This window comes from Krasilnikovia sp. M28-CT-15 (assembly GCF_047159595.1).
Lineage (GTDB): Bacteria > Actinomycetota > Actinomycetes > Mycobacteriales > Micromonosporaceae > Actinoplanes.
In genome coordinates, this window is sequence record NZ_BAAGAK010000001.1 from 3,957,814 (window position 1) to 3,984,145 (window position 26,332).

Sequence of the window (26,332 nt, forward strand, 5' to 3'; positions counted from 1 at the left end):
GGTGCCTCACGTCCTGCCACGGGCCCTAGCTCTGCACGAAGACCGCCACCCCGCGAGCCGGGACGGTGAAGGTGCCCGTCGCCCGGTCGAACGACGCCGTGCGCAGCGTCGGGTCGGCGGAACCGCGCAGCACCGGGTGCAGCGCGACCTCGGCACCCTTGAGTGCCGCGACGGTCTGCTTCGTGGCCGCCGGGGTCGCGTTGAACACCACGGTGACCGAGGACCAGTGCTTGTCCAGGCCGCGCCCGTCGAGCCGCATGACCAGTACCCCCGGGGTCTCCGTCGGGCCGGACAGCGGGAACGACAGCCGCTTGCCCACCTCGGCCGCGGTGGGCAGCCCGAACACCGGCGACGACTGCCGGATCTTCAGCAGCTCGGCGTAGCGGGCGTCGGCCAGCTGGACCGCGGCGCAGTCCGGCGTCAGCTTCGCGTCGGCCAGCAGCGGCCGGGCGTACTTCCACTTGTCCTCGTTGTCCTTGGCGGGCGGCAGGCCCTTGCGGAAGCCGTTGCCGCCGGCGCAGTCCCAGAGGATCTCGTTGAACCAGTCGCCGGAGTTGAACGAGTTGCGGTCCAGCGACTTCGAGCGCAGCCGCTCGCTGCCCGCGGTGACGAAGCCGACGCCCTGCCCGAGGGCCGTGGTGGCCAGCGCCAGGGACTGCATCCGGGCCCGGTCCGCCGCCGTAGTGGCCTGTGGCAGCTTGTACGCCAGCGCGTCGTACAGGATCTCGTTGTCGTGCGCGTCGACGTACGTGATCGCCTCGCCGGGCGCCGCGGTGTATCCGGCCGGGGCGCCGTTGTAGTCGACCTGGGCGCCGGTGACCCGGTGGCCCGCGGTGTCGGTGAACTCGTATCCGGCGAGGTTGCCGGACAGGCCGACCTTGATCAGGTCCTGGTAGTGCAGCAGGCGGGCCTTCTGGTCGGCGGTGCCGCCGTTGACCGGGTCACCGTTCGGGTCGGTGAACAGGCCGGAGGCGAAGCCCTGGATGCGCGGGTTGCCGTCGAACGGGCCGCCGCCGCGGACCGCGTCGCGCAGCCGGTCGTTGAACGTGCCGATCCCGGTGCCCGCCAGGTTGGCCTGGGTGGCCTGCACGAAGCGGGCGTCGCCCGCGACCTCGCCGAAGTTCCAGCCCTCGCCGTACACGTAGATGTGCTTGCCGTCGACGCCGTCCCTGGCCGGGGTGAGCCGGTCCAGGGCGGCGCGCACCGCGAGGATGTTCGCCTTGGGGTGGTGGCCCATGAGGTCGAACCGGAAGCCGTCCACCTTGTACGCCTTGGCCCAGGTGACCACGGAGTCGACGACGAGCTTGCCCATCATCGCGTTCTCCGGGGCGGTGTTGGCGCAGCAGGTGGAGTTGGCGACGGTGCCGTCCGCCAGCAGCCGCTGGTAGTAGCCCGGCACGATCTGGTCGAGCACGGAGTGCGGGTCGGTGCCGGAGGCCGCGGTGTGGTTGTAGACCACGTCCATCACCACGCGCAGCCCGGCGCCGTTGACGCCCGCCACCATCTGGCGGAACTCCCGGGTACGCGCCGACGGGTCGGTCGCGTAGCCGCCCTCCGGGGTGGTGTAGTGCAGCGGGTCGTAGCCCCAGTTGTAGCCGTCGGCGTCGGCGACCGCGGCGACGCACTTCTGCTGCGCGTCGGAGTCCGCGGGCAGCTTCGGCAGGTCACAGGCGGGCTGCTTCTGGTCGGCCCGTTTCTCCGGCGTGGAGGCGAAGTCGAACGCGGGCAGCAGGTGCAGGTGGGTGGTGCCCGCCCGGGCCAGCTGCCGCAGGTGGGTCATGCCCGCCGCGTCCGGGTGGGTGAACGCCTCGTACGTGCCGCGCTCGGCCGCCGGAACGGTGCCGTCGGCGATCGAGAAGTCGCGGACGCTCAGCTCCGAAACCTGGATCTTCGCAGACGGTACGGCGGCCGGTTTGCGCAGCCCCGACCAGCCCGCGGGGGCGAGCCTCGGGTCGGCGAGGTCGGCGATCTGGCTGTGCGTGGAGTCCGCCGACAGGGCCAGGGAGTACGGGTCGGTGACCGACGCGGTGACCACCTTCTGCGCGGCGGGCTGCCACGCGGTGACCCGGTACCGGTAGTACTTTCCGGTCCAGTCGCGACCGCCACGGGCGGACCAGACGCCGGTGTGGTCGTCGCGGGTCATGTCGAGGGTGCGCGGGGCCGCGGCCGGGGTGTCGGACAGTTCCAGCGTCACGTCCTGCGCGGTCGGCGCCCACACCGCCAGGGTGGGACGGCCACCGTCGAAGGTGGGGCCGAGGCGGACGGCGGTGGCGCCGGAGTACAGGTCGTCGAGGACGCCTGCGGTCTGGACGCCGGTGGCCGAGCGCAGTTTGCCCGCGGCATCGCGTTCGGTGACCGCGACCTGCCCGCGCAGCGCCTCGGCGGCCCGGCGCTGGTCGCGCCTGCTCAGCGTGAACGCGGTGTACTGCCACAGGTGCGGGTACTTGGCGCGCTGCGCCTCGGTGAGTCCGCTGCGGACCGCGGTCAGCCGCAGGCTCTGGTGGGCGCCGGTCAGGTCGCCGTCGGCGACGCTGAGGCCGCCCGCGGGGGCGTACACGAGGTCGTAGACACGGCCGTCGGTGCCCGCGCCGATCTCGTCGAGGGACCCGGCGGTGCCGGTCTTCCACGCGATGGTGGAGCGGTCCAGCCAGACCGCCCGGCTCTTGGCCAGGTCGATCTCGCCGCCACCGGCGACGGCCTCCTGCGGCAGCAGCCGCTGCGGCTCGCCCGCCAGCAGCCACACCTCACGCCCGGCCTTGCCGAAGTCGAGGCGCTGGTCGGCGGGCAGGTCCTTGGTGTCGCCGTTGTGCAGGATGTAGCTGAGCCCGCTCGCGCCGGCGGCCAGCGGCACCCGGAACACCGCGCCGAACGCGTCCGTGCCGGACGGCTGCAGCGGGCTGCCCCAGTCGGTGCCGCTGGCCGCGCCGTCCCAGACGTGCATGCCCCAGCCGGAGTAGTCGCCGCCGGGCCGCCGGTAGTGCACGATCGCGGTGTCCGGATCCTGCGCCGGGTCGGGCGCTCCGGTGGCGGCCTGCCGGGTCGGGTACACCGTGGCGTCGCCCTGCTTGAGCCACACCTCGGCGTCCTTGGTGGGGTCGAGGAAACGGTCCTGCTCGACGTCCTTCTGACCGTCCTTGCTGACCACGATGAACCCGACCTTGGTGCCGCCGGGCTTGACCTTCACCCAGGCGAACCGGCCGTACGAGTCCTCGCCCGCGAACGGCTGCCCCTCGGGCCAGGTGGTCTGCGCGGAACCGTCGATGTCGCCGAAGGCGTACAGGCCGTAGTCGTCGTATCCGCCGGCCGGGCGCTGGTAGTGCACCAGCGCGTAGCCGGGGCCGGCCGTGGTGACCGGGGTACCGACCCGGGCGGTCGTGGTCGTGGACGCGGTGCGGCCCTCGCTGTCGCGCACGACCGCCTTGTAGCGCAGCGGGGTGCCGCCGGCCAGGCCGGTCAGGTCGTGGTACACCCGGTACGGGGCCCGCTGGGCGGTGCCGAGCAGCTGCCACGGGCCGGTGCCGACCTGGGCGGCGAAGGTGACCGTGGCGGTCCTGTCGCCGGTGGTCTGGGCGACCAGCTCCGTACGGGACGGCACGAGCGCGTCCGCGGCCGGGGCGGTGAAGGCGACCGTGGGACCGGCCGTGGGCACCGCGACCGGCGTACCCGCCTTGTACACGACCGTGGACAGCGCAGGCACCGTGACGGTGAGCTTGCCGTCGGCGCCTGCGGGGACCGCGCCGGTGGCGCCGTACAGGGCGGTGAAGCCGGCGGACGGGGTCCAGGTGTCCACGGTGACCGTCTGCGCGGTGGTGGCGTTGTTCGCCGCGACCAGGTACTCGGTGTGGGTGCCGCGGTCGATGCGGGAGGCGGCGAAGACGCCGGGGCCGTCGGCGGCGTACCGGGTGAGCTGGACGCCGTCGCGCAGGGCCGGGTTGGTCCTGCGCAGCGCGGCCAGCGCGGCGATGGTCTGGTACACCGGGTGGCTGGTGTCGTAGTTGTCGGCCGCGTGGGTGCGGTCCGTGCCGATCAGATCGTCGTCCAGGTAGTCCTTGGTCTTGCTGGCGAACATGTCCTGCCGGGCATCCTTGTCCCCGCCGGGACCGGTGAAGCCCTGCTCGTCGCCGGAGTAGATCACCGGCTGGCCGCGGGTGAGGAACATCAGCTCGTGGGCGAGCTGGTCGCGGCGCAGGAAGGTGGACGGGTCGGCGCCGCTCTTGGAGATGAACGAGCCGATGCGGCCCATGTCGTGGTTGCCGAGGAACGTGGGCAACCGGTCCGCGCCGGTGTCGCGGGCGGTGTACAGGTCGTCCTTGGCGTACACGTCGGCGAGGGCCTTGGCGGAGCCGTCCCCCTTGGCGAAACCGGACGCCGCGGACTGGAAGGAGAAGTCCAGGGTGGCGGGCAGCCCGCCGCGCCGCACGTAGGTGGACTCGACCTCCTGGTCGCCGCTGTACACCTCGCCGAACATGAAGAAGTCCGGCTTGCCCGCCTGCCGCGCGGCCTTCGTGATGTCCCTCGAGAACCGGGTCCAGAACGGCAGGTCGGTGTGCTTGACCGTGTCGATGCGGTAGCCGTCGATGCCGACGTCGGCGATCCAGTCGGCGTAGATCCTGGTCATGCCGCGCACGACCTCGGGGCGCTCGGTCCACAGGTCGTCGAGGCCGCCGAAGTCGCCGTACTCGCTGTTCTCGCCGGTGAAGCTGGAGTTGCCCCGGTTGTGGTACAGCGTCGGGTCGTTCAGCCAGGCCGGCGACTTGACGTTCTCGTCCTGCGGGGTGGCGAAGACCGGGGTGTACGGGAACGACTTGGTGTTCACGGCCGGGAAGGTGCCGTCGGTGTAGTTGCGGTCCTCGAAGGGGCGCCCCTGCGCGTCCCGGTACGGCGTGGTGGCCTTGTCGACGTAGCCGTACTTGTCGCCTTTGTACTTGATGACGTCGGCGGTGTGGTTGACGATGATGTCCAGGAAGACCTTCATGCCGCGCTTGTGCGCGAGACCGACCAGCCGCTTGAGGTCGGCGTTGGTGCCGAAGTGCGGGTCGACCTGGGTGAAGTCGGTGATCCAGTAGCCGTGGTAGCCGGCGGAGGTGTCGGAGCCGTTGATCTGCACCGGCCGGTTCTTGAACACCGGGGCCAGCCAGATCGCGGTGGTGCCCAGGCCCTGGATGTAGTCGAGGCGCTCGATGACGCCCTTGATGTCCCCGCCGTGGTAGAAGCCCTTGTCCGTGGGGTCGTACCCGGTGCTCAGCCGGTCGCCGGGCAGTTTGCCCTTGTCGTTGCCGGGGTCGCCGTTGGCGAAGCGGTCCGGCAGCACGAAGTAGTACTGCTCGGCGGACGCGGTCCGGTCGGAGCCCCAGTGGGCCATGACGGCGGCACTCGGCTCGGCGCCGGGGGCGGCGGCGCGCGGCGCCGGGGCCGCGAATGCGCCCGCGGGCGGGGCGATCAGGCTCGTGGCCAACGCTGCGGCCAGCGCGAGGCGAGCGGTGCGGCGCCGGGTCACCGGCCGGCGCGGGAGGGTGTCGGGGACGGGTCCACGACGGTGCGCTGCATCCACATCGGAGCCTTCCTATGGGCTGGTGTGGAGGCACGCTAAACCTGTGTCATCGATGTGTGCAAGAGTTTGCAATAACTGTCAGGTAACGCCAACGCCTTACGCAAGAAACATTCGCGAAACGGGCGGGCCGCCCGATCCCACCCCAGGTGGGACGGGTCGACCCGCCCGGATCACGCCGTGCCGAGGTCCCCGAAGCGGGTCAGGGCACGACCGTGGCGCGTGACAGGGACAGCGCGAACCGCTGCTCCGGGTCGGTCCACCAGTGCCGCAGGTCGAAACCGGCGGCGGCCAGCTCCCGCTGCACCCCCTCGCGGCGGAACTTCGCGGACACCTCCGTCCGCAGCTCCTCCCCCGCCGCGAACTCGACCGTCAGATCCAGGTCGCGTACCTGCACGGTCAGGTCCCGCAGCGCCCGCAGCCGCATCTCGATCCACTCGTTCTCCGGATCCCACAGTGCGACATGTGCGAAATCGTCCTCGGCGAAGTCGGCATGCAACTCCCGGTTCAACACCCGCAGGACGTTGCGGTTGAACGCGGCGGTCACCCCGGCCGCGTCGTCGTACGCGGGCACCAGCACCGCCGGATCCTTCACCAGATCCGTGCCGAGCAGCAGGTACTCCCCGTCGTCCAGACCCGCGCGCAGGTCGCCCAGGAATTCGGCGCGCTCGGCGGGCAGCAGGTTGCCGATCGTGCCGCCGAGAAACGCGACCAGCCGGTCCCCGCCGCGCGGCACCGCACCCAGATGCCGGGAGAAGTCGGCGACCAGCCCGCGCACGTTCAGGCCCGGATACTCCACGATCAGCTTGTCCGCGGCGTCGCGCAACGCGGCCGGTGACACGTCCAGCGCCACGAACCCGCCCAGAGTGCCGTGCGCGGTGAGTGCGTCCAGCAGCAACCGGGTCTTCTCCGACGAGCCCGAACCCAGCTCCACCAGGGTCTTCGCGCCGGTCAGCCGGGCGACGTCGGCGGCATGCGCAGCCAGGATCTGCCGCTCGGTCCGCGTCGGGTAGTACTCCGGCAGCCGGGTGATCTGCTCGAACAGCTCGCTGCCCCGCGCATCGTAGAACCACTTCGGCGGCAGCCACTTCGGGCTCGCGCTCAGCCCGGCGGCGACGTCGGCCCGCAACGCGCGGGCCAGGTCCTGCTCATCGAGGTGGACTTCCAGATCGAACACGCTCACGGTCTCCCTAGTGGTGTGAGGTGGAGTCCGGCGGGCCCGGCGACGAGCAGGCGCCCGTCCGGGACTGCCCGCCAGCCGGGGTCGTCATCCAGAGGCTCGGAGCTGACCAGCACGGACCCGTCGTCGTGGCGCACCGACAGCCCATGGCCCACGGTGCTCGCCGCGATGCTCGCGCCGTCGGTCAGCAACAGGTTCAACCGGGAGCCGGGGGCCGCGGCGCTCACCTCGGCGACCGTGGCGGCCACGGCCGCGCCCGGCGTGTCCCCGGCGCGCAGCCGGTGCCGGACCAGCGCCCACAGCAGTGCGGAATCCGTCGGCGCGTCCAGAGTGAGCAGGTCACGGGTGGGCAGCCGGGCCGCCAGCGCGTTCACCGTGTCCGGCCAGCCGGCCACCACGCCGTTGTGGCTGAACAACCACGGGCCCTCGGTGAACGGCGCGGCCGCGGTCGAGGTCACCGGCATCGTCTCGGTGGCCGAGCGCACCGCGGCCAGCAGCGCACCCGCAGTGGTCGCGGCGGCCAGGCCCGGCAGGGACGCATCCGCCCACATCGGCCGGTCGGACCGATACCGTACGGGCGGTCCGGCAGCCGGGTACCAGCCCACGCCGAAGCCGTCCGCGTTGATCGTCCCGCCGCCGCGCATGTCCTTCGGCGCCCACGACTGGCGCACCAGCGCGTGCGGCGCGTCGAACAGCAGCCGCGAGAGCGCCAGCGGGGGCCCGAGGTAGGCCAGGTGCCGGCACATCAGGCCGACTCGCCCGGCTCCGCGTCACGGGCGCACCGGAACCCCGCGAAGATCTGCCGCCGGATCGGATAGTCCCAGTTGCGGAACGTGCCGCGGCAGGCCGCGCGGTCCGTGCCGAACGAGCCACCGCGCAGCACCTTGTACTCCGGGGAGAAGAACACCTCCGAGTACTCCCGGTACGGAAACGCCCGGAACCCCGGGTAACCGTGGAAGTCCGTGCTGGTCCACTCCCACACGTCGCCGATCAGCTGCTGCACGCCGTACGGGGACGCCCCGTCCGGGTACGCGCCGACCGGGGCGGGTGCCAGGTGCCGCTGACCCAGGTTGGCGTGCCTCGGCTGCGGGTCCTCATCGCCCCACGGGTAGCGGCGCGCGCGGCCGGTGGCCGGGTCGAAGCGGGCCGCCTTCTCCCACTCGGCCTCGGTGGGCAGCCGCCGCCCCGCCCAGGCCGCGAACGCCTGCGCCTCGTGGAAGCAGACGTGCACCACCGGCTCGTCCGGGACCACGGGCGTGGTCCGGCCGAACCGGGTGTACACCCAGCGGTCGCCGTCGCGGTGCCAGTGCAGCGGGGCGCCGAGCGACGCCCGCTGCCGGTGCGCCCAGCCCGCCTCGCTCCACCACCGAGGGTCGTCGTAGCCGCCCGCGTCGATGAACTCCGCGTACCGGGCGTTGGTGACCGGGGCGACGTCGAGGTGGAACGCGGGCACGTCCACCACGTGGGCGGGGCGCTCGTTGTCCAGCGCCCACGGCTCGGTGTCCGTACCCATGGTGAACGGCCCGCCCGGGATGAACGCCTCGCCGGTGGCCGGCACCCGCGCGGACGGCGGCGGCTCGGCCTGCAGCACCGGCGCGCCGGTGCGCAGCTGATGGGTGGCCAGCATGGTCTCGTCGTGCTGCTGCTCGTGCTGCACGATCATCCCGAACGCGAACCCCTCGGCCACCAGGGGGCGCCCGTCCAGGCGCACCGCGTCGAGCACGTCGAGGGCCTTGTCGCGCACGGTCGACACGTACGCACGGGCCTCAGCGGGGCCGAGCAGCGGCAGTGCGGGGCGGTCGACGCGGGCGTGCTGGAACGCGTCGTACAGCTCGTCGATGTCGTGGCGCACCGGCTCCCGGCCGCCCACGTCGCGGACCAGCCACAGCTCCTCCTGGTTGCCGACGTGGGCGAGGTCCCACACCAGCGGGGACATCAGCCGGGAATGCTGACGGACCAGGTCGTCGTCGTCCACCGCCTCGGTGAGGGTGGTGGTGCGCCGACGCGCCCGGTCCAACTCGGCGGCCACCGTGGTGCGCAGGCGTTCGGTCTCGACGGTCATGCGGGAATCCCTTCCACGACAGCGGGCGGTCAAACAACGGACAGCGGCGCTGGTCAGGTCAGCAGGCGGTGTTCGATGGCGGCGTGCACCCGGCTCTGCAGGTGCGCGGGCAGCCCGGCACGGTGCAGGGCACGCCCGGCGAGATCGAGTACGGCGCGGGCGGCGCCCCGCACGGTGCGGTCGCCGAGCCCCGCGCGGGCCGCGGGCAGCCACCGGTCGGCCGCCGGGGCGGCGGCGGCGCGGGCCGCGTCCGTGGTGGCGTCGTCGGCCAGCAGGGCCGCCAGCACCGCCGCCGGGGCCAGCCACTCGTCGCCCGGCAGGGCGTCCAGGTAGCGGACCTCCAGGTAGCCGCGGGGGCGCACCGGCGGGAACAGCGTGCTGAGGTGATACTCCAGGTCGTCGGCGGTGGGCGGGCGGGGCAGCGCCCCGGCGAGCCAGTCGGCGAACGTGATCCCGGGCGGCGGGTCCCAGCAGCCGTCGTCGCGGCGCAGGCACAGCAGCGGCGCGGCCATGGCGTACCCGATCCAGGCGCCCACCGGGTCGGCACCGGTGCCGACCGGCCGGGTGCGGGCGGGGTCGATGCCCAGCCAGGCCCGCATCCGGGTGGACGCCCACCCGGTGTCGCGGCCGGCGTGGCGGGGCGAATTGGCGAACGTCGCCAGCAGCACCGGGCCGAGTTCGGTGACCGCCGCGAACCGGTCGGCCAACCGGGGCGCGGGCCCGGCGTCGAGGCAGACCTGTAGCCCGGCGGTGCTGCACATCATCGTGCGCCCGTGCTGCCCGGCGCGGTCGAAGGCCCGCTCCATGGCGGTGTAGCGGGGGCTGTCGAGCAGCCGCCGCGGCTCACGGTAGGGGTCGATGCCGCTGGTGCCCAGACGCAGTCCGTGGCCGGACAGCAGGCCGCTCAGCCGGGCGAGATCCGCGTTGACCGAGGCGTGCAGGTCGGCCAGGGTGGCGGCGGGGGCGGAGGAGATCTCCAGCTGGCCGCCGGGCTCGACGGTGACCAGGCCGCCGCCCGGCAACGGGCGGGGCGGTCCCGGCTCGGCGGGGTGCCGCGGCGTTTCGGTGGCGAGGCTGGCCGGGGCGTACGTGCCAAGGGCCTCGCGCAGGGCCGCGACCGTCAGTGGGCGCTCGGGCGCGCCGTCGTGGTGGGTGGTGAACTCGAGTTCGACACCGATGCGGCTCGGGGGGCCGGTCTTGAAGCAGATCCCCGACATGTGCTCCGCGGCCTGGTCCTCGTCGCGCAGCACGCGACAGTCCTCGGCGGTGCCGGGCCGGACAATCGCCACGATCCTCCCAGGGTTGGGGATGTTCCCCTGGACGCTACCTGGTGGCGCCCCGAGCCGACAGGTTTCGCGGCGCATCGACGGGCGTTGCGGCAGAAGATCCGCAGGTCAGCGGCCGGGACAGTGACAAGATCGACATCCGCGTGCGGCCCGTACGGCACGCACCGGGGTCGACGCGCGCACGGGGGTCGATAGGCTGGCCGCGTGACGCCGCCGGAACATCACGGGCCGCTGGCCGGGGTGCGGGTCGTCGAGCTGGAGAGCCTCGCGCCCGGCCCGTTCGGCTGCATGATGCTGGCCGACCTCGGCGCGGACGTGGTGCGCATCGACCGGCCCGGCGGTCCCGGCGCGGGCCGGATCGCCGCCCCCGCCACCGCGCTGCAGCGTGGCCGCCGGGTCGTCCCGGTCGATCTCAAGTCGCCGGCCGGAATCGCCGACGTCCTGCGCCTGGTGGAGCGCGCGGACGTGCTCGTCGAGGGGTACCGGCCGGGGGTCGCCGAGCGGCTGGGGCTGGGGCCGGAGATCTGCCGGGCCCGCAACCCGCGCCTGGTGTACGCGCGGATCACCGGCTGGGGCCAGGACGGTCCCCTCTCCGGCCGGGCCGGGCACGACATCGACTACCTCGCCGTGGCGGGCGCGCTGGATCCGCTGCGGCGCGGCGACGAGGCCCCGCGCGCGCCGCTGAACCTGCTGGCCGACTTCGCGGGCGGCGGCATGCTGCTGGCCGTCGGCGTGCTGGCCGCGCTGCTGGAGCGGGAACGCTCCGGCGTGGGCCAGGTGGTCGACGCGGCCATGGTGGACGGTTCGGCGCTGCTCACCACGTTCCTGCGCGGCATGCAGGCGGGGGGACAGTGGCCGGCGCCGCCGGGCGGGAACCTGCTCGACGGCGGGGCGCCCTTCTACGACACGTATGCGACCGCCGACGGCGGCTTCGTGGCCGTCGGCGCCCTGGAGCCCGCGTTCTACGCCGAACTGCTGGACGGTCTCGGCCTGGCCGGTGAGCCCGGCCTGCCCGCCCAGTACGACCCGGCGGGCTGGGCGGAACTGCGCCGCCGGTTCACCGAACGGTTCGCGCAGCGCACCCGCGACGAGTGGGCCGCGGTGTTCGAGGGCCGCGACGCGTGCGTCGCCCCGGTGCTCTCCCCCGGCGAGGCGCCCGGTCATCCGCACCACCGGGCCCGGGACACGTTCGTGACGGTGGGTGGTGTGGTGCAGCCCGGCCCGGCGCCGCGCTTCGACCGGACACCGGCGGCCGCGCCGCGGCCGGCCCCCGACCCGGCCCGCGATGCGGTGTCCGTGGCCGACCTCCTCGCCGGCTGGGCCTGACCCGTCACCTCGTTCGCTGCTGCCTGCACGAGCTCAGGCGTGCGCGGGCGCACATCCGCCAGGGCGTCCTAGGAAGTTACCGGGCCGCGCTGTGCATGGTTCCGCCCCCGGCCCGGGCGGGGGCGGGTCGGGCGAACCGGTTGCCGGGTAGGCGCGTGAGGGCCACCGTATAGGGGACACCCGCCGGCGACACATTCCGGGAGGCGAGATGAAGGCCAAGGTCGGTGATCAGTTGATCATGGAGGGCACACACGTCGACGACCACCGCCGGATCGGCACGATCGAGGAGGTGCGCCACCCGGACGGCACGCCGCCGTACCTCGTGCAGTGGGTCGACGGCGAGCAGACGCTGTGCTTCCCGGGGCCGGACGCGCACGTGCAGCCCCAGCCGGGCTCCTGAGAGGTGGTGCCCCGCCCGTCCGGGCGCGTCAGGCGGGCGGCGGCACCCCGGCACCGGCGTGCCCCGACGGGTACGGTCCGGCCGCACCGGCCACCAGTTGCGAAACCGTCGCGAACCGGAACCCCCGGGCCTTCAGCCCCGCGATCATGTCGCCCAGCCGGCGCAGGGCCACCAGCCGGCGCTCGTCGCCCACGTCGTGCGCCAGGACGATCGCGCCCGGTCGCAGCGTGCCGACGATGTCGCGGACCTGGCCGTCGGGGTCGTCGCGGTAGATCCGTTCGCGCATCTGGTACGACCACAGCACCACGTCGTAACCCATGGCGTTGGCGGCCAGCATCGTCGACCCACCCAGATGGCCGAACGGCGGCCGCAACAGCGTCGGGGCCCTCCCCGTCACCTCGCCGATCACGTCGTGGGTCCGCGACAGGCTCGCCCGTACCTGCCCCAGGTCCATCGTGGCCAGGTCCTCGTGCGCCCAGGTGTGGTTGCCCACCTCGTGGCGCGCCAGCCGCCCGCGCACCACGTCCGCGTTGGCGGCCAGACTGCTGCCCACCATGAAGAACGTCGCGGGCACCCCGGCCGCGTCGAGCGTGTCCAGCACCATGGGGGTCCACTGCGGCGCGGGCCCGTCGTCGAACGTCAACGCGACCACCGGCTCGGTGGTCTGCACGTAGTACCGCACCGACACGGCCGCGTGCTGCACAGCAGCGGGGGTGTCGGCCGCCGAGGCGTACCCACCGCCCAGCGGTGGCTGGTCCCAGCCGCACCAGTGCGGCAGCACGGTGGTGCCGAAAACACCCGCTCCCGCTCCCGAAGCGGCCAGCAGCGCACCGCGCAGGAATCCCCGCCGGCCGAGCCGCACCACCATGCCCGTCTCCCCATGTCCCGGCCCGCAGTCTGCGGGCACGGCGACAGCGTGCTAAATCGACGCAAGTCGCGGTATCCGACGAGAGTGGGAGCGGATCAGTTACCACTCTGCAGATCGGCCGATGCGCACCGACCAGGAGAAGTCGCGCCGACACAATCCGTCACGACTCCTGGGGCAGCGCAGCGCGCGGCGGCACCCGCCCCGTACGGTCCAGGCGGCGGTGCCCGGCGCCGCGCGAGTGTCGCGGCTGGCGGATTCGCCGATGATCGGTCATGGTGGTAGGCGATCAGGCCCGGACACGGCATGACGGGACAGAGGGGTCGATGATCGAGCTGACCAGCGCAGGGCGCCGCGTCCGGCTCGCCTGCACGCTGGCCGTGGTCCTCCTGGTGCTCGCCGGCACGTTCTGGGGACAGGACGACGACTTCCCGTTCGGCCCCTTCCGGATGTATTCGACCGCCCCGGGCCCGGATGACGCGGCCCGCGACACCAGGGTCGAAGGGCAGGACACCACCGGCCGGACGATCGTCCTCACCGAGGCCAACACCGGGATCCGCCGCGCCGAGATCGAGGGCCAGCAGCAGGCGTACATGGCCGATCCGGCCCGGATGAGCCGCATCGCCACCGCGTACCTGCAACACACCCCCGGGGCCGCACCGCTGCGGCGGGTACAGATCGTCGTCCGGTGGCACGGGGTGCGCGACAGCCGGCCCACCGGCACCTACCGCGACGAGATCATCGCGAACTGGAGCCAGCCATGACGTCGCTCTGGCCCCGGGTTGCCCGATGGCTGACCGAGCCGGTGCCGCTGGGCCGGGTCGCCGCCTTCCGTACGCTGGTGTACCTCTTCGTCGCCGCCGACCTGACGATCTTCTCGCCGTGGGTCCGGGCCCACGCGAACACCCCGGCCGAGCTCTACCGGCCGCTGCTCATCGGCCGGCTGCTGCCCCTGCCGACGCCCAGCGCCGCCCTGGTGAACGGCATCTTCTGGAGCCTGCTGGCGGTGAGCCTGCTGGCCGCCACCGGGCGGGCGCCGCGGCTGCTCGGCTGGCCGGTCTTCCTGCTCTACCTCGAGTGGATGATCGTGGCGATGAGCTACGGCAAGGTCGACCACGACCGGTTCGGCCTGCTCGTAGCGCTCGCGGTGCTCCCCACCGTGGGACGGGCGCGGCACGGCGACGCCCGGCTGTCCGCCGCGGGCGGGTGGGCGTTGCGCGTCACCCAGATCGCAGTGATCTGTACGTACTTCCTGGCCGCGCTGGCGAAGCTGCGTTTCGGCGGCCCGGACTGGGTGACCAGTTCGGTGCTCGCGCAGGCCATCATCCGCCGCGGCACCGCATTCGCCGACCTGATCGCCGGGGTGCCCGGGCTGCTCATCCTGGCGCAGTTCGGCATCCTCGCGTTCGAGCTGGCCAGCCCGCTGGTGTTCGTCGTGCCGGAGCGCTGGCGTACCCGCGTCGTGGCGTTCTTCTACTCGTTCCACCTGTTCACGTTCGCCACGATCACGATCTCGTTCGCACCGCATCTGGTGGCGATGGCGAGCTTCCTGCCGTGCGAGACGCTGCGCCCGGTCCACCGGCTGCGGCAGCTGCGGCGGGGGCGCACCGCGGAGGCACCGGCGCCAGAGCGTACGCCCGACACCGTGCCGACGCCGTAGCCCCGGCCGGGTAGGGCGTCACCAGAAGCGGGCCTGGCCGGGGATCGTCTCCAGGTCGGCCAGCAGCATCCGGCGGTCCTCCGGGTCGCTGATCTTCTCGGCGGCGGCCAGCGCCCGCCCGGTCCACTCCCGGGCCGCGTCGGCGTCGCCGGCCACCGCGGCGGCCCGCGCGAGCGCCTCGTACGCGAACGCGAGATCCCAGTCCCCGATCCCGTGCGCGGTGCAGATGTCGAGGCCGCGCCGGGCGTGGTGCAGGGCCGGCTCGCCGCGTTCGAGCACCGCGTAGACGCGTGCGCACTGCCACTCGCCGCGGCTGCGGTTCTCCGGCGCGCCGATCTCGCCCCAGTGGTAGCGGGAAGCGTGCGCCATGTGCACCATGCGGTCGTCGTCCTCGACCGTGCGGTCCTCCTTCTCCAGCAGCCGCCACACGCCGTTGAACAGGTCCACGGCGAGTTGCCGCTGGTCTGCGACCGTCGTCGTCTCGGGCATGTCGGTGATTCCTTCCGTCAGGAGGTGCTCGGTGCTGTGCAGTTCGCCGCGGAGCCGGTCCAGCCGGGCGCGCAGCCGGGTGCGGTGGGCCAGCAGGACCCGCCGCCGCAGGGCCTCGTCGTCCGGCGCGGCCAGGCAGGCCCGGACCTGCTCCAGGGGTACGTCGGCGGCCCGCAGCGCGGCGATCAGCCGGGCGAGCGCGACCTGGCGCGGGGCGTAGCGCCGGTAGCCGTTGTCCGGGTCCACCTGGGGTCGCAGCAGGCCGACCCGGTCGTAGTGGCGCAGCGCCCGGGTGGTCAGCCCGGCCCGGCGGGCCACCTGGCCCACGGTCAGCAGCTCGGCGTCGTCCACGGGCACGAACGTAGAACATTGCCGCGGGTCAAGGTCAACATTTGCGGCGTGCCAGCGGCCGGTGCGAGTGCTGACAGCGCGCGGTGCGGGCCCTGTCAGCGGCGCCCGGCACGCTGCCTGTCATGAGGTCCGGCACCGGCCGGGCCGCTGAGGAAGGACACGACAGTGACCGAACTGGCCGTACGCGCCGAAGGGCTGCGCAAACGGTTCGGGGACACCCAGGCGCTCGACGGGGTGGACCTGGCGATGCGCCGCGGCACCGTGCTCGGGGTGCTGGGCCCCAACGGCGCCGGCAAGACCACCGCGGTACGGGTGCTGGCCACCCTGCTGCGCCCGGACGCCGGCACCGCCCAGGTGGCCGGGCTCGACGTGCTGCGCGAGCCGCAGAAGGTGCGCCGCCGCATCGGCCTGACCGGCCAGTACGCCTCCGTCGACGAGGACCTGACCGGCGTGCAGAACCTGGTGCTCATCGGCGAGCTGCTCGACCTGACCCGCAAGGACGCCCGGCGCCGCGCCGACGAGCTGCTGGGCTGGTTCGACCTGACCGAGGCGGCCGGGCGCCCGGCCAAGACCTACTCCGGGGGCATGCGCCGCCGCCTGGACCTCGCCGCCAGCCTGGTCGGCCACCCCGAGGTGATCTTCCTGGACGAGCCGACGACCGGCCTGGACCCGGCCAAGCGCGAGGACATGTGGAACGTGGTGCGCACGCAGGTCACCCAGGGTGCCAGCGTGCTGCTGACCACGCAGTACCTGGAGGAGGCGGACGCGCTGGCCGACGAGATCGTGGTGATCAACTCCGGCCGGGTCATCGCCCACGACACCCCGGACGGCCTGAAGCGCCGGGTGGGCGGGCAGACCCTGCGGGTACGCCCGACCGACCCGGCCCGGCTGCCCGAGGTGCTCACGCTGCTCGATGCCGTCGCCGCGCCCGGCACCACCGCCTCGGCGGACACCGCCGCCGGGTCCCGCCCCGGCGCCGCGTCCGTACCGGTGACCGCCGACCTGGCCCTCGACGAGCTGCTGCCCCCGCTGCGCCGGGCCGGGATCGAGGTCACCGAGCTGGCCCTGCACCTGCCGAGCCTCGACGAGGTCTTCCACGCGCTCACCAGCAAGGCGCCCACCCTGACGGAGGAACTGGTATGACTGAGCGCAGCGAGGTCCGGGAGGGCGTACCCGGCCGGCACGGTATGACGACCCGCACCGCGGAGCGCATTCCGCGGCAGCCCGGGATCGCCGACGTGGTCCGCGACCGCGACGCCCCGGCGCAGCGCCGCCGCGGCGGCTCCCTGGCCGCGCTGGGGCGGCACAGCATCGCGCTGGCCCGGCGCAGCCTCATCAAGACGATGCGTACGCCGGAAGCGCTGATCGACGTGACGCTGCAGCCGGTGATCTTCCTGCTGATGTTCACGTACCTGTTCGGCGGCGCCATCGCGGGCGGCGACCGGCACGCCTACCTGCAGTTCCTGCTGCCCGGCATGCTGGCGCAGTCGCTGGCCATGGGCGGCATCGCGCTGGGGCAGAACCTCAACGCCGACATCGAGAAGGGCGTCTTCGACCGCTTCCGGTCCCTGCCGATCTCCCGGTCGGCGCCGCTGATCGGCGCGGTCGGCGCGGACATCGTCCGCTACCTGACCGTGTGCCTGGTGATGCTCGGCTTCGGCATGGTGATGGGTTTCCGGATCGACACCAACCCCACGGCGGCGGCCGGCGCGGTGGCCCTGGCCATCGGATTCGGCCTGTGCTTCTGCTGGATCTCGGTGCTGGTGGGCATGCTCGTGCGTACCTCGGGCGCGGTCCAGGGGGTCATGTTCCTGCTGGTCTTCCCGCTGTCGTTCGGCAGCAACGTGTTCGTGCAGACCGACACGCTGCCCGGATGGGTGCAGGCGTTCGTGCACGTCAACCCGATCACGCCGCTCGTGGCGACGATGCGGGGGCTGCTCGTGGGCGGGCCGGTGGCCGGGCACCTGGCCGTCACGCTGGCCTGGATGGCCGGGCTGCTGGTGGTGTTCGTACCGCTGGCGCTGCGGGCCTACGCCCGCCGCGCCTGAGCGGCCGGTCCGATCGACGGGGTGCTGCCCGGACCGGGCAGCGCCCCGCGGACCAGCCGCGCCGGATCGGCCAGGGCGCGCGCCTGCGCGGCGTCCAGGGCCCACCCGCCCGCGTACGCCGCGGTGAAGCTCTCCTCCCCCAGCGCCGAGCGCCCGCGCCGGGTCAGCTCCGCGATCCGCAGTTCGGTACGGTCGTGGGCGCCGCGCAGCCGGGCCGCCGCGCCGAGCAACGCCGCCGCCTCCCGCTGGCGGCCCAGCAGGTCGGCCAGTTCGGCCGCGCCGACCGCGACCATCGCCACGATCGGCATGTCCCGGCTGGCCACCGCCGCCGGGTACGCCCGGGCCAGGGCCGCCTCCGCGCCCACCGGATCCTCGCGGGCCACGGCCAGCGAGGCCCGCACCGCGCCCAGGATGGCCGTGCCGTGATCGCCGCGGGCCAGCCCGCCACCCATGGCGGCAGCCCGTTCGTCGGCGCGGTCGAGCAGCGCCTCGGCGCGCTCCAGCTCCCCGCGCAGCGTGCACATCCCGGCTTCCATGGCGTCGATGAGCACGGTGAGCTCGGCGGTTTCGGCGTGCTCGGCGCGGGCCCGGGCGGCGGCCAGCGCGGCCGCGGCCCGTTCCGGTTCCCCGCGGCGCAGGTGCACCTCGGCGCAGCGGAACTCCAGGAAGATCTCGTCGCTGACGTCCAGCGAGCCGAACTCCCGCGACAGCGCCCGCGCGGCGTCCAGGTCGGCCAGGGCGCCGTCGAGGTCGCCGTCGTACCCGCGGGTCAGCGCCCGCAGCGGCAGCGCCGTCGCCTGACCCCACCGGTCCCCGACGGCGCGGAAGACCTCCAGCGCATCGTCGATGTCGCGGCGCACCAGCGCCACATCGCCTTCGTTCTCGGCGAGCTGGGCACGGAACAGGCGGGCGAACGCCGACAGCCACCGGTCCCCACCGTCCACGAGCCGGTCGATGCGGTCGCGGGCCTCGTCCGGCTCGTCGGCGAGGTACAGCACCACCGCGGCCAGCGCGCCGACCAGGCCAGGCAGCTCCGGGTGGGCGGCCAGCCGCACGGCGAGGTCGTGCAGTCGGTCCCGGCGGTCCCGGGTCGACTCGGTCACCAGGGACGGCTCGGTGGCCATCGCGTTGAGCGTGCGGACCGCCTCGGCGCAGTCGCGGGCGACCGGATCGGACGGCCCGGGCAGCGCCAGCGCCTCACCCAGCCAGAACACCGCCTCGGCGCGGCGGCCGAACATCTGCCAGTACCAGCACAGGTCCAGGGCGAGGCGGATCGCCGCGGCGGCGTCGCCGGAGTCGCACAGGTGACGCAGCGCGGCCAGCGCGTTGTCGTACTCGGCGCGCAGCACCCGCAGCGCGTCCAGCTGCTCGGCGGTGCGCAGCCGGGCGTCCTGCTCGGCCACCAGGGCGGCCAGGTGCCCGGCGGCCAGCGCCCGGACCCGGCCTACCACCGCCTGCTCGGCCAGCCGGTCGGTGCCGAACTCGCGCAGCGACTCCAGCATCCGGTAGCGCGGGCCCTCCCCGGCGACCTGCAGCAGCGAACGCTCCGTGAGCGCGGTGAGCAGCTCGGGCACCTGCGCGGCGGCGATGCCGGTGCCCGCACACAGCGCGGCCGCCGAGCCGGGGGTGACCCCGGCGGGCAGCACCGCGACCCGCTCGGCCAGGACCCGCTCCGGCTCGCCGAGCAGATCCCAGCTCCAGGCGATCACCGCGTGCAGCGTGCGATGCCGCGGGAGGGCGGTGCGGCTGCCGCTGGTGAGCAGCCGGAACCGGTCGGACAGCCCGGCCACCAGCTCGGCCAGCGGCAGGGTGCGCAGCCGGGCCGCGGCCAGTTCCAGCGCCAGCGGCAGGCCGTCGAGGCGGTACACGATCTGCACGACGTCGCCGACGGTCGACTCATCGACCGTGAAGCCCGGGCGCACCGCGGCCGCCCGTTCGGCGAACAGCCGCACGGCCGCCGCCCGGCCCGCGGTGTCCGGGTCCGCACCGGCCGGTGGCAGCCCGAGCGGGCCGAGCGGCACCAGCGCCTCGCCGTCCACGGCCAGCGGCTCGCGGCTGGTGGCCAGGATCCGCAACCGCGGGCAGCGCACCAGCAGCGCGGTGGTGACCTGGGCGGCCGACTCGATCAGGTGTTCACAGTTGTCCACCACGAGCAGGCACTCGCGCCCGGACAGCTGCTCGACCAGCTGGCCCAGGTCGTCGCGGCCCTCCGCCGCCGGGCGCGCGGGTCCCTGTTCGAACAGGGCACCACCGCGCAGCCCGAGCGCCGACACCACCGCCGCGGCGACCTTGCCGGGCTCGGTCACGGCGGCGAGATCGACCAGCCAGGTGCCGTCGGCCCAGGCGTCGCGGTCGCGCCGCGCCGCCTCCAGCGCGAGCCGGGTCTTGCCCGCCCCGCCCGGGCCCAGGACGGTGACCAGCCGCCCGCCCCGCAGCAGCGCGTGGACCCGGTCCAGGTCCTCGTCGCGGGCGATGAACGTGGTCAACGGTGCCGGAAGGTTGCCCGCCACCCGGTGGACGGGCGGCGGCCCGGTCGCGACGGGGGTCCGGTACGCGTCGCCGCGCAGGAGCCGCAGGTGGCGTTCGCGCAGGGCCGCGCCGGGATCCGCGCCGAGCCGGTCCGCCAGGTCACGGCGGACCCGGTCGTACAGGGCCAGCGCCTCGGCCTGGCGCCCCAGCCCGGCGAGGGCGTCCATGAGCAGGCCCGCGACGCGCTCGTGCGCCGGCTCGTCGGCCAGCAGGGCGGTCAGCCGGGCGGCCGCCTCGGCGTGCCGCCCCAGAGCCAGGTCGGCCTCGGCGAGGTCGGCGGCGGTGTCGGTGCCGTCCCCGGCGAGCCGCGTCGCCACCCCAGGCGCCACCGCGGCGGCCTCCGCGGCGACCGGGCCACGCCACAGCGCCACGGCCTGGGCCAGCAGCGGCGCGGCCGCCTCCGGTTCACCCGCCCGCAGGCGGGCCCGGCCCGCCTGGGTGAGCCGTTCGAAACGGGCGACGTCGACGTCGTCGGCCGCGACCGCCAGGCGGTAACCGCCACCCTCCTGCGCCACGGCATCCGCCGACCCGAGCACCCGGCGCAGGCGCGAGACCAGCGACTGCAGCGCGTTACCGGCGTCCGCGGGGCGGTCCTGCGGCCACAACGCGCCGGTGAGGGCCGCGACGTCGACCGCCCGGCCGCCCGCGAGCGCCAGCCGGGCCAGCAGGCCGCGCAGCCGCGCCCCGGGCACCTCCACGGGCACCCCGTCGCGGGTCACCCGCAGCGCGCCGAGCAGCGCGACCTCGATCCGGTCCACCACAGTCCTCCCCCGCAGCCTGCGCCCAAGGGTAGGGACAGCCACGACGAAAGTGTTCACTGCGCCGGGTACACGCCGATAGGTTGTCCATGCGGCCACGACCCTCCGGCAGACGCGGTACCCGGACAGGCTCCCGCCTGTTCGTGGGCTACGCCGCCGCGAGCCTCGTGTCCGTGATCGCCCTCGGCGGCGTCCTGCTCCAGGGTGCCCGGGAGGACGCGGACAGCCGCGGCCGCGACCAGGGCCGCGCGCAGGCGGCCGTGATCGAGGAAATGGCGGTGGCGCCCGCCCTGGACGGCGCCGACCTGAACATCGGCCTGAGCGCCACCCAGCGCGACCGGTTGCAGGCCGCCACCGACCTCGCGATCTTCCACGGCTCGGTGATCCGGCTGCGGCTGCGCAGCTTCAGCGGCCAGGTGGTCTTCTCCGACGACGGCTCGACCGTCGGCGGGGTGCCCGCCAGCCACCGGGCGTTCCGCGCCGCCTCCATCGGGCACGCCGACGTCGAGGTCGTCCCGGACGCCGACCGCAGCATCGGGCAGGTCATCCGGGTGCTGCAGCCGGTCATCGCCGGCGCGTCCGGGCAGGCGATCGGGGTCCTGGAGCTGTACCTGCCGTACGAGTCGATCGCCGCGCACCTGCAGGACCAGATGCGCCGGGCGTACCTGCGCCTGGGCGCCGGCCTGCTCGGACTGTACGTCGTGCTCGCGCTCATCTCCTGGTCGACGACCCGGTCGCTGCGCCGCCACGCGGCCCGGCGCGAACACGAGGCGCTGCACGACGGCCTGACCGGGCTGCCCAACCGCGACGCGTTCCGGCAACGGGCGGAGCACGTGCTCGACATCGCCGTGCGCGGCAGCGACTCCGGTGCGATCGTCCTGGTGGACCTGGACCGGTTCAAGGAGGTCAACGACACCCTGGGGCACCACGCCGGCGACGAGTTGCTCCGGGTCATCGCGCGCCGCCTGGTGGCCGCCGTCCGCAGCGACGACACCGTGGCGCGCCTCGGCGGCGACGAGTTCGGGCTGGTGCTGCCCGGCCTGGGCGCCGAGCAGGCGCACACGCTGCTGGCCCGGGTCCGCGACGTGGTCAGCCAGGAGATCACCCTCGACGGGGTGCCGCTGACCATCGAGGCAAGTTTCGGCATCGCCCTGTACCCGGAGCACGGCGGCTCCGTCGAGGAGCTGCTGCGCCGCGCGGACGCCGCCATGTACCAGGGCAAGCGGGGCGCGTCCAGCATCGTGCTGTACTCCGGCGACGCCGCCCCGCCCACCCAGTGGCTGGTGGTGCAGGCGGAGCTGCGGCACGCCATCGAACGCGACGAACTGGTGCTCTTCTACCAGCCGAAGGTCCGCCTGGCCGACGGTGCCGCGTACGGGGTGGAGGCGCTGGTGCGCTGGCAGCACCCGCAGCGCGGGCTGCTGCCGCCGCCGGAGTTCCTGCCCGCCGCGGAGCAGTCCGGGCTGATCGAGCCGCTGACCGCGTGGGTGCTGCGCCGCGCCCTGGCCGACCAGGCGCAGTGGACCGCGGCCGGTCGGCCGTGGACCGTGTCGGTGAACGTGTCGGCCCGCAACCTCGAGGCGCCCGGCTTCGCCCGGTCGGTCGCGCTGGCCCTCGAAGAGTACGGGACCCCGCCGGAACGGCTGACCCTGGAGGTCACGGAGACCGCCATGGCCAGCGACGCGGTGACCGCGGTCCGGGTGCTGGGCGAGCTGGCCGCGCTCGGCATCGACGTGGCCGTCGACGACTTCGGCATCGGCTACACCTGCCTGTCGCAACTGCGCACCCTCGCGGTCCGGGAGATCAAGATCGACCGGGAGTTCGTCCGCGGGATCGAGGAGGACGCGCAGGACCGGGCCATCGTCCGGTCGGTGATCGAGCTGGCGCACGGCCTGGGCTGCCGGGTCACCGCCGAGGGTGTGGAGACCCCGCAGGCGCAGCGCTGGCTGGCGGACGCGGGTTGCGACGACGCCCAGGGGTACCTGTTCGCCCGTCCGGCCCCGTGGGCCGAGCTGCTGGACCGCTTCGACCCGGCGCACACCACGCCGTCCGCCACCGCACCGCCGCACGAAAAGGGGCTCGTCCGATGAACAACTCCTCCCGCCGCCGGGGCCTGGTGGCCCTCGGCGCCGCGCTGGTCCTGACCGCGACCGGCTGTGCCCGCCCGGCCGCGCCCGCGGCCGGCAGTGACTCCGCGGGGGTCGAGTTCGACAAGGCGATCCACGACCGGCTGCCGGCCGACGTCAAGAACAAGGGCGCCCTGCGGTTCGCGACCGACCCCAGCTACGCCCCCATGGAGGCGTACGCGCCGGACGGGCGCACGATCGTCGGCTTCGACGCGGACCTGGCCGCCGCACTGGGCGCCGTCCTGGGGATCTCGGTCACCATGGTGCAGGCGGACTTCGGCACGGCGCTGGACAGCGCCGTCGCGGGCAAGTACGACGGCGTGCTGTCGTCCATGACGGACACCGCCGAGCGCGAGAAGAAGGTCGACTTCATCAACTACTTCTCCGCCGGGACCTCGATCGTCGTGCAGCGCGGCAACCCGAAGGGCATCACCGACCTCAAGGACCTGTGCGGCCAGGTGGTGGCCGTGGAGCACACCACGGTCCAGGAGGACCTGCTGAAGCGCTCGCAGACCGGGTGCGGCGACAGCCCGATCGAGGTCAAGTCCTTCAAGACCAACGCCGACGCGCTGCTCGAGCTGCGTACGGGGCGGGCTGCGGCGACCCTCAACGACTTCCCCCCGGCCACTCAGCTGGCCAACGACCAGCGGACCCGGGCGTACTACCAGCTCGCCTCCACGGTGCAGTACGAGCCGGGCCTGTACGGCATCGCGATCCCGAAGAGCAACGCCCTGCTGCGCGACGCCCTGCGCGACGCGCTGGACCGGCTGATGCGCTCCGGGGCGTACAACGACCTGCTGCTGCGGTGGGGGTTGTCGACCGGGGCGCTGCAGTCCTCGTCGATCAACGCGGGTGGCTCGGCGACGGGCTGACCTCGCGCGCCGCCGAGGGTGACGCCCGGCGGCAGCGACCGTCCCGGAACGGTACCGGCGCCCCGGGAACCGCCCGACCGTGTCCGGTAAGGACCCGATCGGCCAGGGTGCCGCTGATCCACCTCGATGTATGGTCGGCGACGCCCCCGCGAGCATCGACCGACGAGGACGCACAGTGTCGACCATGCGCAGCGGCCTGCTGGCCGCCGGTCTCGCCCTAGCCACCGCCATCGGCGCCGGCTCCACACTGGACGCCGCAGCCGCGGAGCCACCCGCCCCGGCCGCGACGACGCAACCGGAGGCGGCCGGCCCGGCGCTGACACCCCCCGCCCGACTGCCGTGGGGCGCGGTGCCGCAGCAGCGCCGGGGCAGCGCCACGACCCGCCCGGCGTACGCCCCCAAGGGCCGGCCGCCGTCGGCCGCCGCCGCATCACTGGCCGCGCCCGCCGCCGCCGACCCCACGATCCACTACATGTACGGCACCGGCTCGCAGACCGTGGCGGTGCAGCAGGCGTACGCGAACTTCACCGTGGCGAAGCCGACCGTGGCGCAGCAGGATTTCCACTCGCTGGCCGAGCTGGCGATGCTGTCGTCGGACGGCCGGCAGATCGTCGAGGTGGGCTGGACGGTCGACCGGGACGTGAACTCCGGCGACCTCAACCCGCACCTGTTCGTCTACCGCTGGAAGGACGGCCAGGGAACCTGCTACAACGGCTGCGGGTTCGTGCCGTACGGCGGCGCGGCCACGGCCGGGATGACGCTGCCGGCGGGCACGTCGAAGCAGTTCGGCATCGTGCACAACGGCGGCGCCTGGTGGATCGCGTACGACACGAACTGGGTCGGCCACTACCCGGACAGCCTGTGGGAGGGGCGGTTCACGGTCACCGGGCAGGTCAAGTTCTTCGGGGAGGTGGCCGCCGCCACCCAGCAGCCGTGCACCCAGATGGGCAACGGTCTGGCCGCGGAGGACGCCAACGCGGCACGGATCGGCAGCGCCTCGTACCCGGACTCCACGGAGCCGGTGAGGCTGGTCGTCCGCGCCACCGGCGGGGTCTACAGTGCGCTCGCGCTCAGCGACCGTACGTTCCGCTACGGCGGACCGGGCGCCTGCTGAGCCGCCGCCCGGCCGCGACGCCGGTCACGTCGTGATCACGTCCGGCGCGGGCCGTGTCAGCATGGGCCATGCCGATCGAGACGTTGCGCCACGCGTTCGCCGTGGCCGCGCCCCCGCAGACGGTGCACGCGCACCTGGCCGACCCGCACAGCTACGTCGGGCTGTCCCCGCTGGTGGTGGCGGTCCGTGACGTCCGGCCGGTCCGCGACGCGCAGGGCCGCGACGCGATCGGATACGTGGCCGTGGAAAGGTTCCGGTTCGGGCCGCTGCGCTGGGACAACCCGATCGCGGTGACCCTGCGCGCGGCGGGCCCGGCGCTGGTGAGCACCGTGGTCAGCCCCGGCCGGGTCCGGCTGGTGGCCACGGTGGAGCTGGCGCCGCGCGACGCCGGCACCCAGGTCACCGAGACCGTCGAGGTGCGCTGCCCCGGTGCGCTGCGCGCCTTGGTGCTGCGGCAGGCCCGCTCGGTGCAGCTGCGCCGCGCCGCGGAACTCGCCCGCCGGATGAGTTCTCCCGGTGCCGGCGATGCAGCAGAATGCCCGGCATGACGACGATTGTGGGCGGTGGGCCGCACCGGGTGCTGGCCCTGCACGGCTGGTTCGGTTCGGCCCAGGGCTGGGGTTGGCTGCCGGGTCTGATCGACCCCGAGCGTTTCACGTACGCGTTCCTCGACTACCGCGGCTACGGCGAGCGCCGCGACGTCGCCGGTGAGTTCAGCATCGCCGAGATCAGCCGCGACGCCCTGGCCCTGGCCGACGAGCTCGGCTGGGACCGGTTCTCGGTGGTCGGGCATTCGATGGGCGCCAGCGCGGCCCAGCGGGTCCTGGCCGACGCGCCGGGGCGGGTGCGGCGGCTGGCGGGGATCAGCCCCGTGCCGGCCGGCGGGGTGCCCTTCGACGAGCAGGGCTGGGCGCTGTTCAGCGGCGCCGCCGAGGATTCCGGCAACCGGCGGGCGATCATCGACCTGACCACGGGTAACCGGCTGTCCGGGCACTGGCTCGACACCATGGTCGACGCCTCGCTGGCGCAGTCCACCGTGGAGGCGTTCGGGGCGTACCTGCCGGCGTGGGCGCAGACCGACATCACCGCCGAGATCCAGGGCAACCCGGTGCCCGCGCTGGCGGTCGTCGGCGCGCACGACCCGGCGCTGGGTGAGGCGGCGATGAAGCAGACCTGGCTGGCGCATTATCCGAACGCCCGGCTCGAGGTGCTGCCCGACGCGGGCCACTACGCGATGTACGAGACGCCCGTGCGGCTGGCCACGGTGCTGGAGGAGTTCCTGGACGGCTGAGCGGTGCCGTCCGGGGTCGCGGGCGGGCGGCTCAGAGCAGCGAGTCGTCGTAGGCGGCGGTCAGCGCACCGCCGGCATCGCCGGTGTTGACCACACCGGCCGGCTCGATCAGGACCGCATGCACCTCACCGTCGGCGACGGGACAGTGCTCGACACCGCGCGGGACGACGAAGAGCTGGCCTGCCCGCAACACCACGTTGCCGTCGCGCAGCTGAATCGTCAGCTCGCCCTCGATCACGAGGAACAGCTCGTCGGTCTCGTCGTGGGTGTGCCACACGAACTCCCCCTGCACCTTGACGACCTTGACCTCGTAGTCGTTGAGACGAGCCACCACCTTCGGCGACCAGTGCTCGGAGAAGGCCGAGAGCTTGGCGGCGATGTCCACTGGCTCATGAGTCATGTCCCCTACCCTGACATGACGGTAGTG

20 protein-coding genes are annotated in these 26,332 nt (G+C 73.9%); 11 read left to right on the top strand and 9 right to left on the bottom strand.

The window, feature by feature from the left end:
* Positions 1–25: 25 nt before the first annotated feature.
* From pulA to egtA, 5 genes are all read right to left on the bottom strand, one after another.
* Positions 26–5,497: a pullulanase-type alpha-1,6-glucosidase gene (gene pulA / locus ACMCNO_RS18255; protein WP_412750641.1), complete on the bottom strand. Its 5,472-nt coding sequence runs from the start codon at positions 5,495–5,497 to the stop codon at positions 26–28.
* 253 nt (positions 5,498–5,750) lie between these two features.
* A complete protein-coding gene (egtD, locus tag ACMCNO_RS18260) occupies positions 5,751–6,731 on the bottom strand; it encodes an L-histidine N(alpha)-methyltransferase (RefSeq protein ID WP_412750642.1) in 981 nt (326 codons plus the stop codon).
* Positions 6,728–7,474: an ergothioneine biosynthesis protein EgtC gene (egtC, locus tag ACMCNO_RS18265; RefSeq protein WP_412750643.1), complete on the bottom strand. Its 747-nt coding sequence runs from the start codon at positions 7,472–7,474 to the stop codon at positions 6,728–6,730. The genes egtD and egtC overlap by 4 nt, the downstream gene beginning before the upstream one ends.
* A complete protein-coding gene (gene egtB / locus ACMCNO_RS18270) occupies positions 7,474–8,790 on the bottom strand; it encodes an ergothioneine biosynthesis protein EgtB (protein WP_412750644.1) in 1,317 nt (438 codons plus the stop codon). Before egtB ends, egtC begins: the two co-directional genes overlap by 1 nt.
* 53 nt (positions 8,791–8,843) lie before the next feature.
* Positions 8,844–10,007: an ergothioneine biosynthesis glutamate--cysteine ligase EgtA gene (gene egtA, locus ACMCNO_RS18275; protein ID WP_412753746.1), complete on the bottom strand. Its 1,164-nt coding sequence runs from the start codon at positions 10,005–10,007 to the stop codon at positions 8,844–8,846.
* Between the two features lie 273 nt (positions 10,008–10,280).
* Here egtA and ACMCNO_RS18280 point away from each other — a divergent pair, with 273 nt between their 5' ends.
* Entirely contained in the window at positions 10,281–11,402 is a 1,122-nt protein-coding gene (locus tag ACMCNO_RS18280; RefSeq protein WP_412750645.1) for a CaiB/BaiF CoA transferase family protein, read from the top strand.
* A gap of 208 nt (positions 11,403–11,610) precedes the next feature.
* The gene (locus ACMCNO_RS18285) at positions 11,611–11,802 is read left to right on the top strand and encodes a DUF1918 domain-containing protein (protein WP_412750646.1); all 192 of its coding nucleotides are present in this window, start codon (positions 11,611–11,613) and stop codon (positions 11,800–11,802) included.
* 28 nt (positions 11,803–11,830) lie between these two features.
* On the opposite strand, the gene ACMCNO_RS18290 is transcribed toward ACMCNO_RS18285, so the two are convergent.
* Entirely contained in the window at positions 11,831–12,709 is an 879-nt protein-coding gene (locus ACMCNO_RS18290; protein ID WP_412750647.1) for a polysaccharide deacetylase family protein, read from the bottom strand.
* 284 nt (positions 12,710–12,993) lie between these two features.
* Here ACMCNO_RS18290 and ACMCNO_RS18295 point away from each other — a divergent pair, with 284 nt between their 5' ends.
* Positions 12,994–13,431, top strand: a complete 438-nt coding sequence (locus ACMCNO_RS18295; protein ID WP_412750648.1) for a hypothetical protein — start codon at positions 12,994–12,996, stop codon at positions 13,429–13,431.
* Positions 13,428–14,327, top strand: a complete 900-nt coding sequence (locus ACMCNO_RS18300) for an MFS transporter permease (RefSeq protein WP_412750649.1) — start codon at positions 13,428–13,430, stop codon at positions 14,325–14,327. Before ACMCNO_RS18295 ends, ACMCNO_RS18300 begins: the two co-directional genes overlap by 4 nt.
* Before the next feature lie 18 nt (positions 14,328–14,345).
* On the opposite strand, the gene ACMCNO_RS18305 is transcribed toward ACMCNO_RS18300, so the two are convergent.
* Positions 14,346–15,167, bottom strand: coding sequence for a MerR family transcriptional regulator (locus tag ACMCNO_RS18305; RefSeq protein ID WP_412750650.1), 822 nt, complete (start codon positions 15,165–15,167; stop codon positions 14,346–14,348).
* 165 nt (positions 15,168–15,332) lie between these two features.
* Between ACMCNO_RS18305 and ACMCNO_RS18310 the strand changes: the two genes are divergently transcribed.
* Both ACMCNO_RS18310 and ACMCNO_RS18315 read left to right on the top strand, forming a co-directional pair.
* Entirely contained in the window at positions 15,333–16,310 is a 978-nt protein-coding gene (locus ACMCNO_RS18310) for an ATP-binding cassette domain-containing protein (protein WP_412750651.1), read from the top strand.
* Positions 16,307–17,215: an ABC transporter permease gene (locus ACMCNO_RS18315; RefSeq protein WP_412750652.1), complete on the top strand. Its 909-nt coding sequence runs from the start codon at positions 16,307–16,309 to the stop codon at positions 17,213–17,215. Before ACMCNO_RS18310 ends, ACMCNO_RS18315 begins: the two co-directional genes overlap by 4 nt.
* Here the strand turns inward: ACMCNO_RS18315 and ACMCNO_RS18320 are convergent.
* A complete protein-coding gene (locus ACMCNO_RS18320) occupies positions 17,197–20,502 on the bottom strand; it encodes an ATP-binding protein (RefSeq protein ID WP_412750653.1) in 3,306 nt (1,101 codons plus the stop codon). The genes ACMCNO_RS18315 and ACMCNO_RS18320 overlap by 19 nt on opposite strands.
* Positions 20,503–20,645: 143 nt before the next feature.
* Here ACMCNO_RS18320 and ACMCNO_RS18325 point away from each other — a divergent pair, with 143 nt between their 5' ends.
* The 5 genes from ACMCNO_RS18325 (at position 20,646) to ACMCNO_RS18345 (ending at position 25,905) form a co-directional block, all read left to right on the top strand.
* Positions 20,646–22,592: a putative bifunctional diguanylate cyclase/phosphodiesterase gene (locus ACMCNO_RS18325; protein ID WP_412750654.1), complete on the top strand. Its 1,947-nt coding sequence runs from the start codon at positions 20,646–20,648 to the stop codon at positions 22,590–22,592.
* Positions 22,589–23,500, top strand: a complete 912-nt coding sequence (locus tag ACMCNO_RS18330; protein WP_412750655.1) for an ABC transporter substrate-binding protein — start codon at positions 22,589–22,591, stop codon at positions 23,498–23,500. The genes ACMCNO_RS18325 and ACMCNO_RS18330 overlap by 4 nt, the downstream gene beginning before the upstream one ends.
* 184 nt (positions 23,501–23,684) lie before the next feature.
* Positions 23,685–24,614 carry a neprosin family prolyl endopeptidase gene (locus tag ACMCNO_RS18335; RefSeq protein ID WP_412750656.1) on the top strand — a complete coding sequence of 310 codons (930 nt, stop codon included), beginning with the start codon at positions 23,685–23,687 and terminating at the stop codon, positions 24,612–24,614.
* A 68-nt stretch (positions 24,615–24,682) separates the two neighbouring features.
* A complete protein-coding gene (locus tag ACMCNO_RS18340; protein ID WP_412750657.1) occupies positions 24,683–25,162 on the top strand; it encodes an SRPBCC family protein in 480 nt (159 codons plus the stop codon).
* Positions 25,159–25,905, top strand: coding sequence for an alpha/beta fold hydrolase (locus ACMCNO_RS18345; protein ID WP_412750658.1), 747 nt, complete (start codon positions 25,159–25,161; stop codon positions 25,903–25,905). Before ACMCNO_RS18340 ends, ACMCNO_RS18345 begins: the two co-directional genes overlap by 4 nt.
* 31 nt (positions 25,906–25,936) lie before the next feature.
* Here the strand turns inward: ACMCNO_RS18345 and ACMCNO_RS18350 are convergent, their stop codons facing one another.
* Positions 25,937–26,305: a cupin domain-containing protein gene (locus ACMCNO_RS18350; protein ID WP_412750659.1), complete on the bottom strand. Its 369-nt coding sequence runs from the start codon at positions 26,303–26,305 to the stop codon at positions 25,937–25,939.
* Between the last annotated feature and the right edge of the window lie 27 nt (positions 26,306–26,332).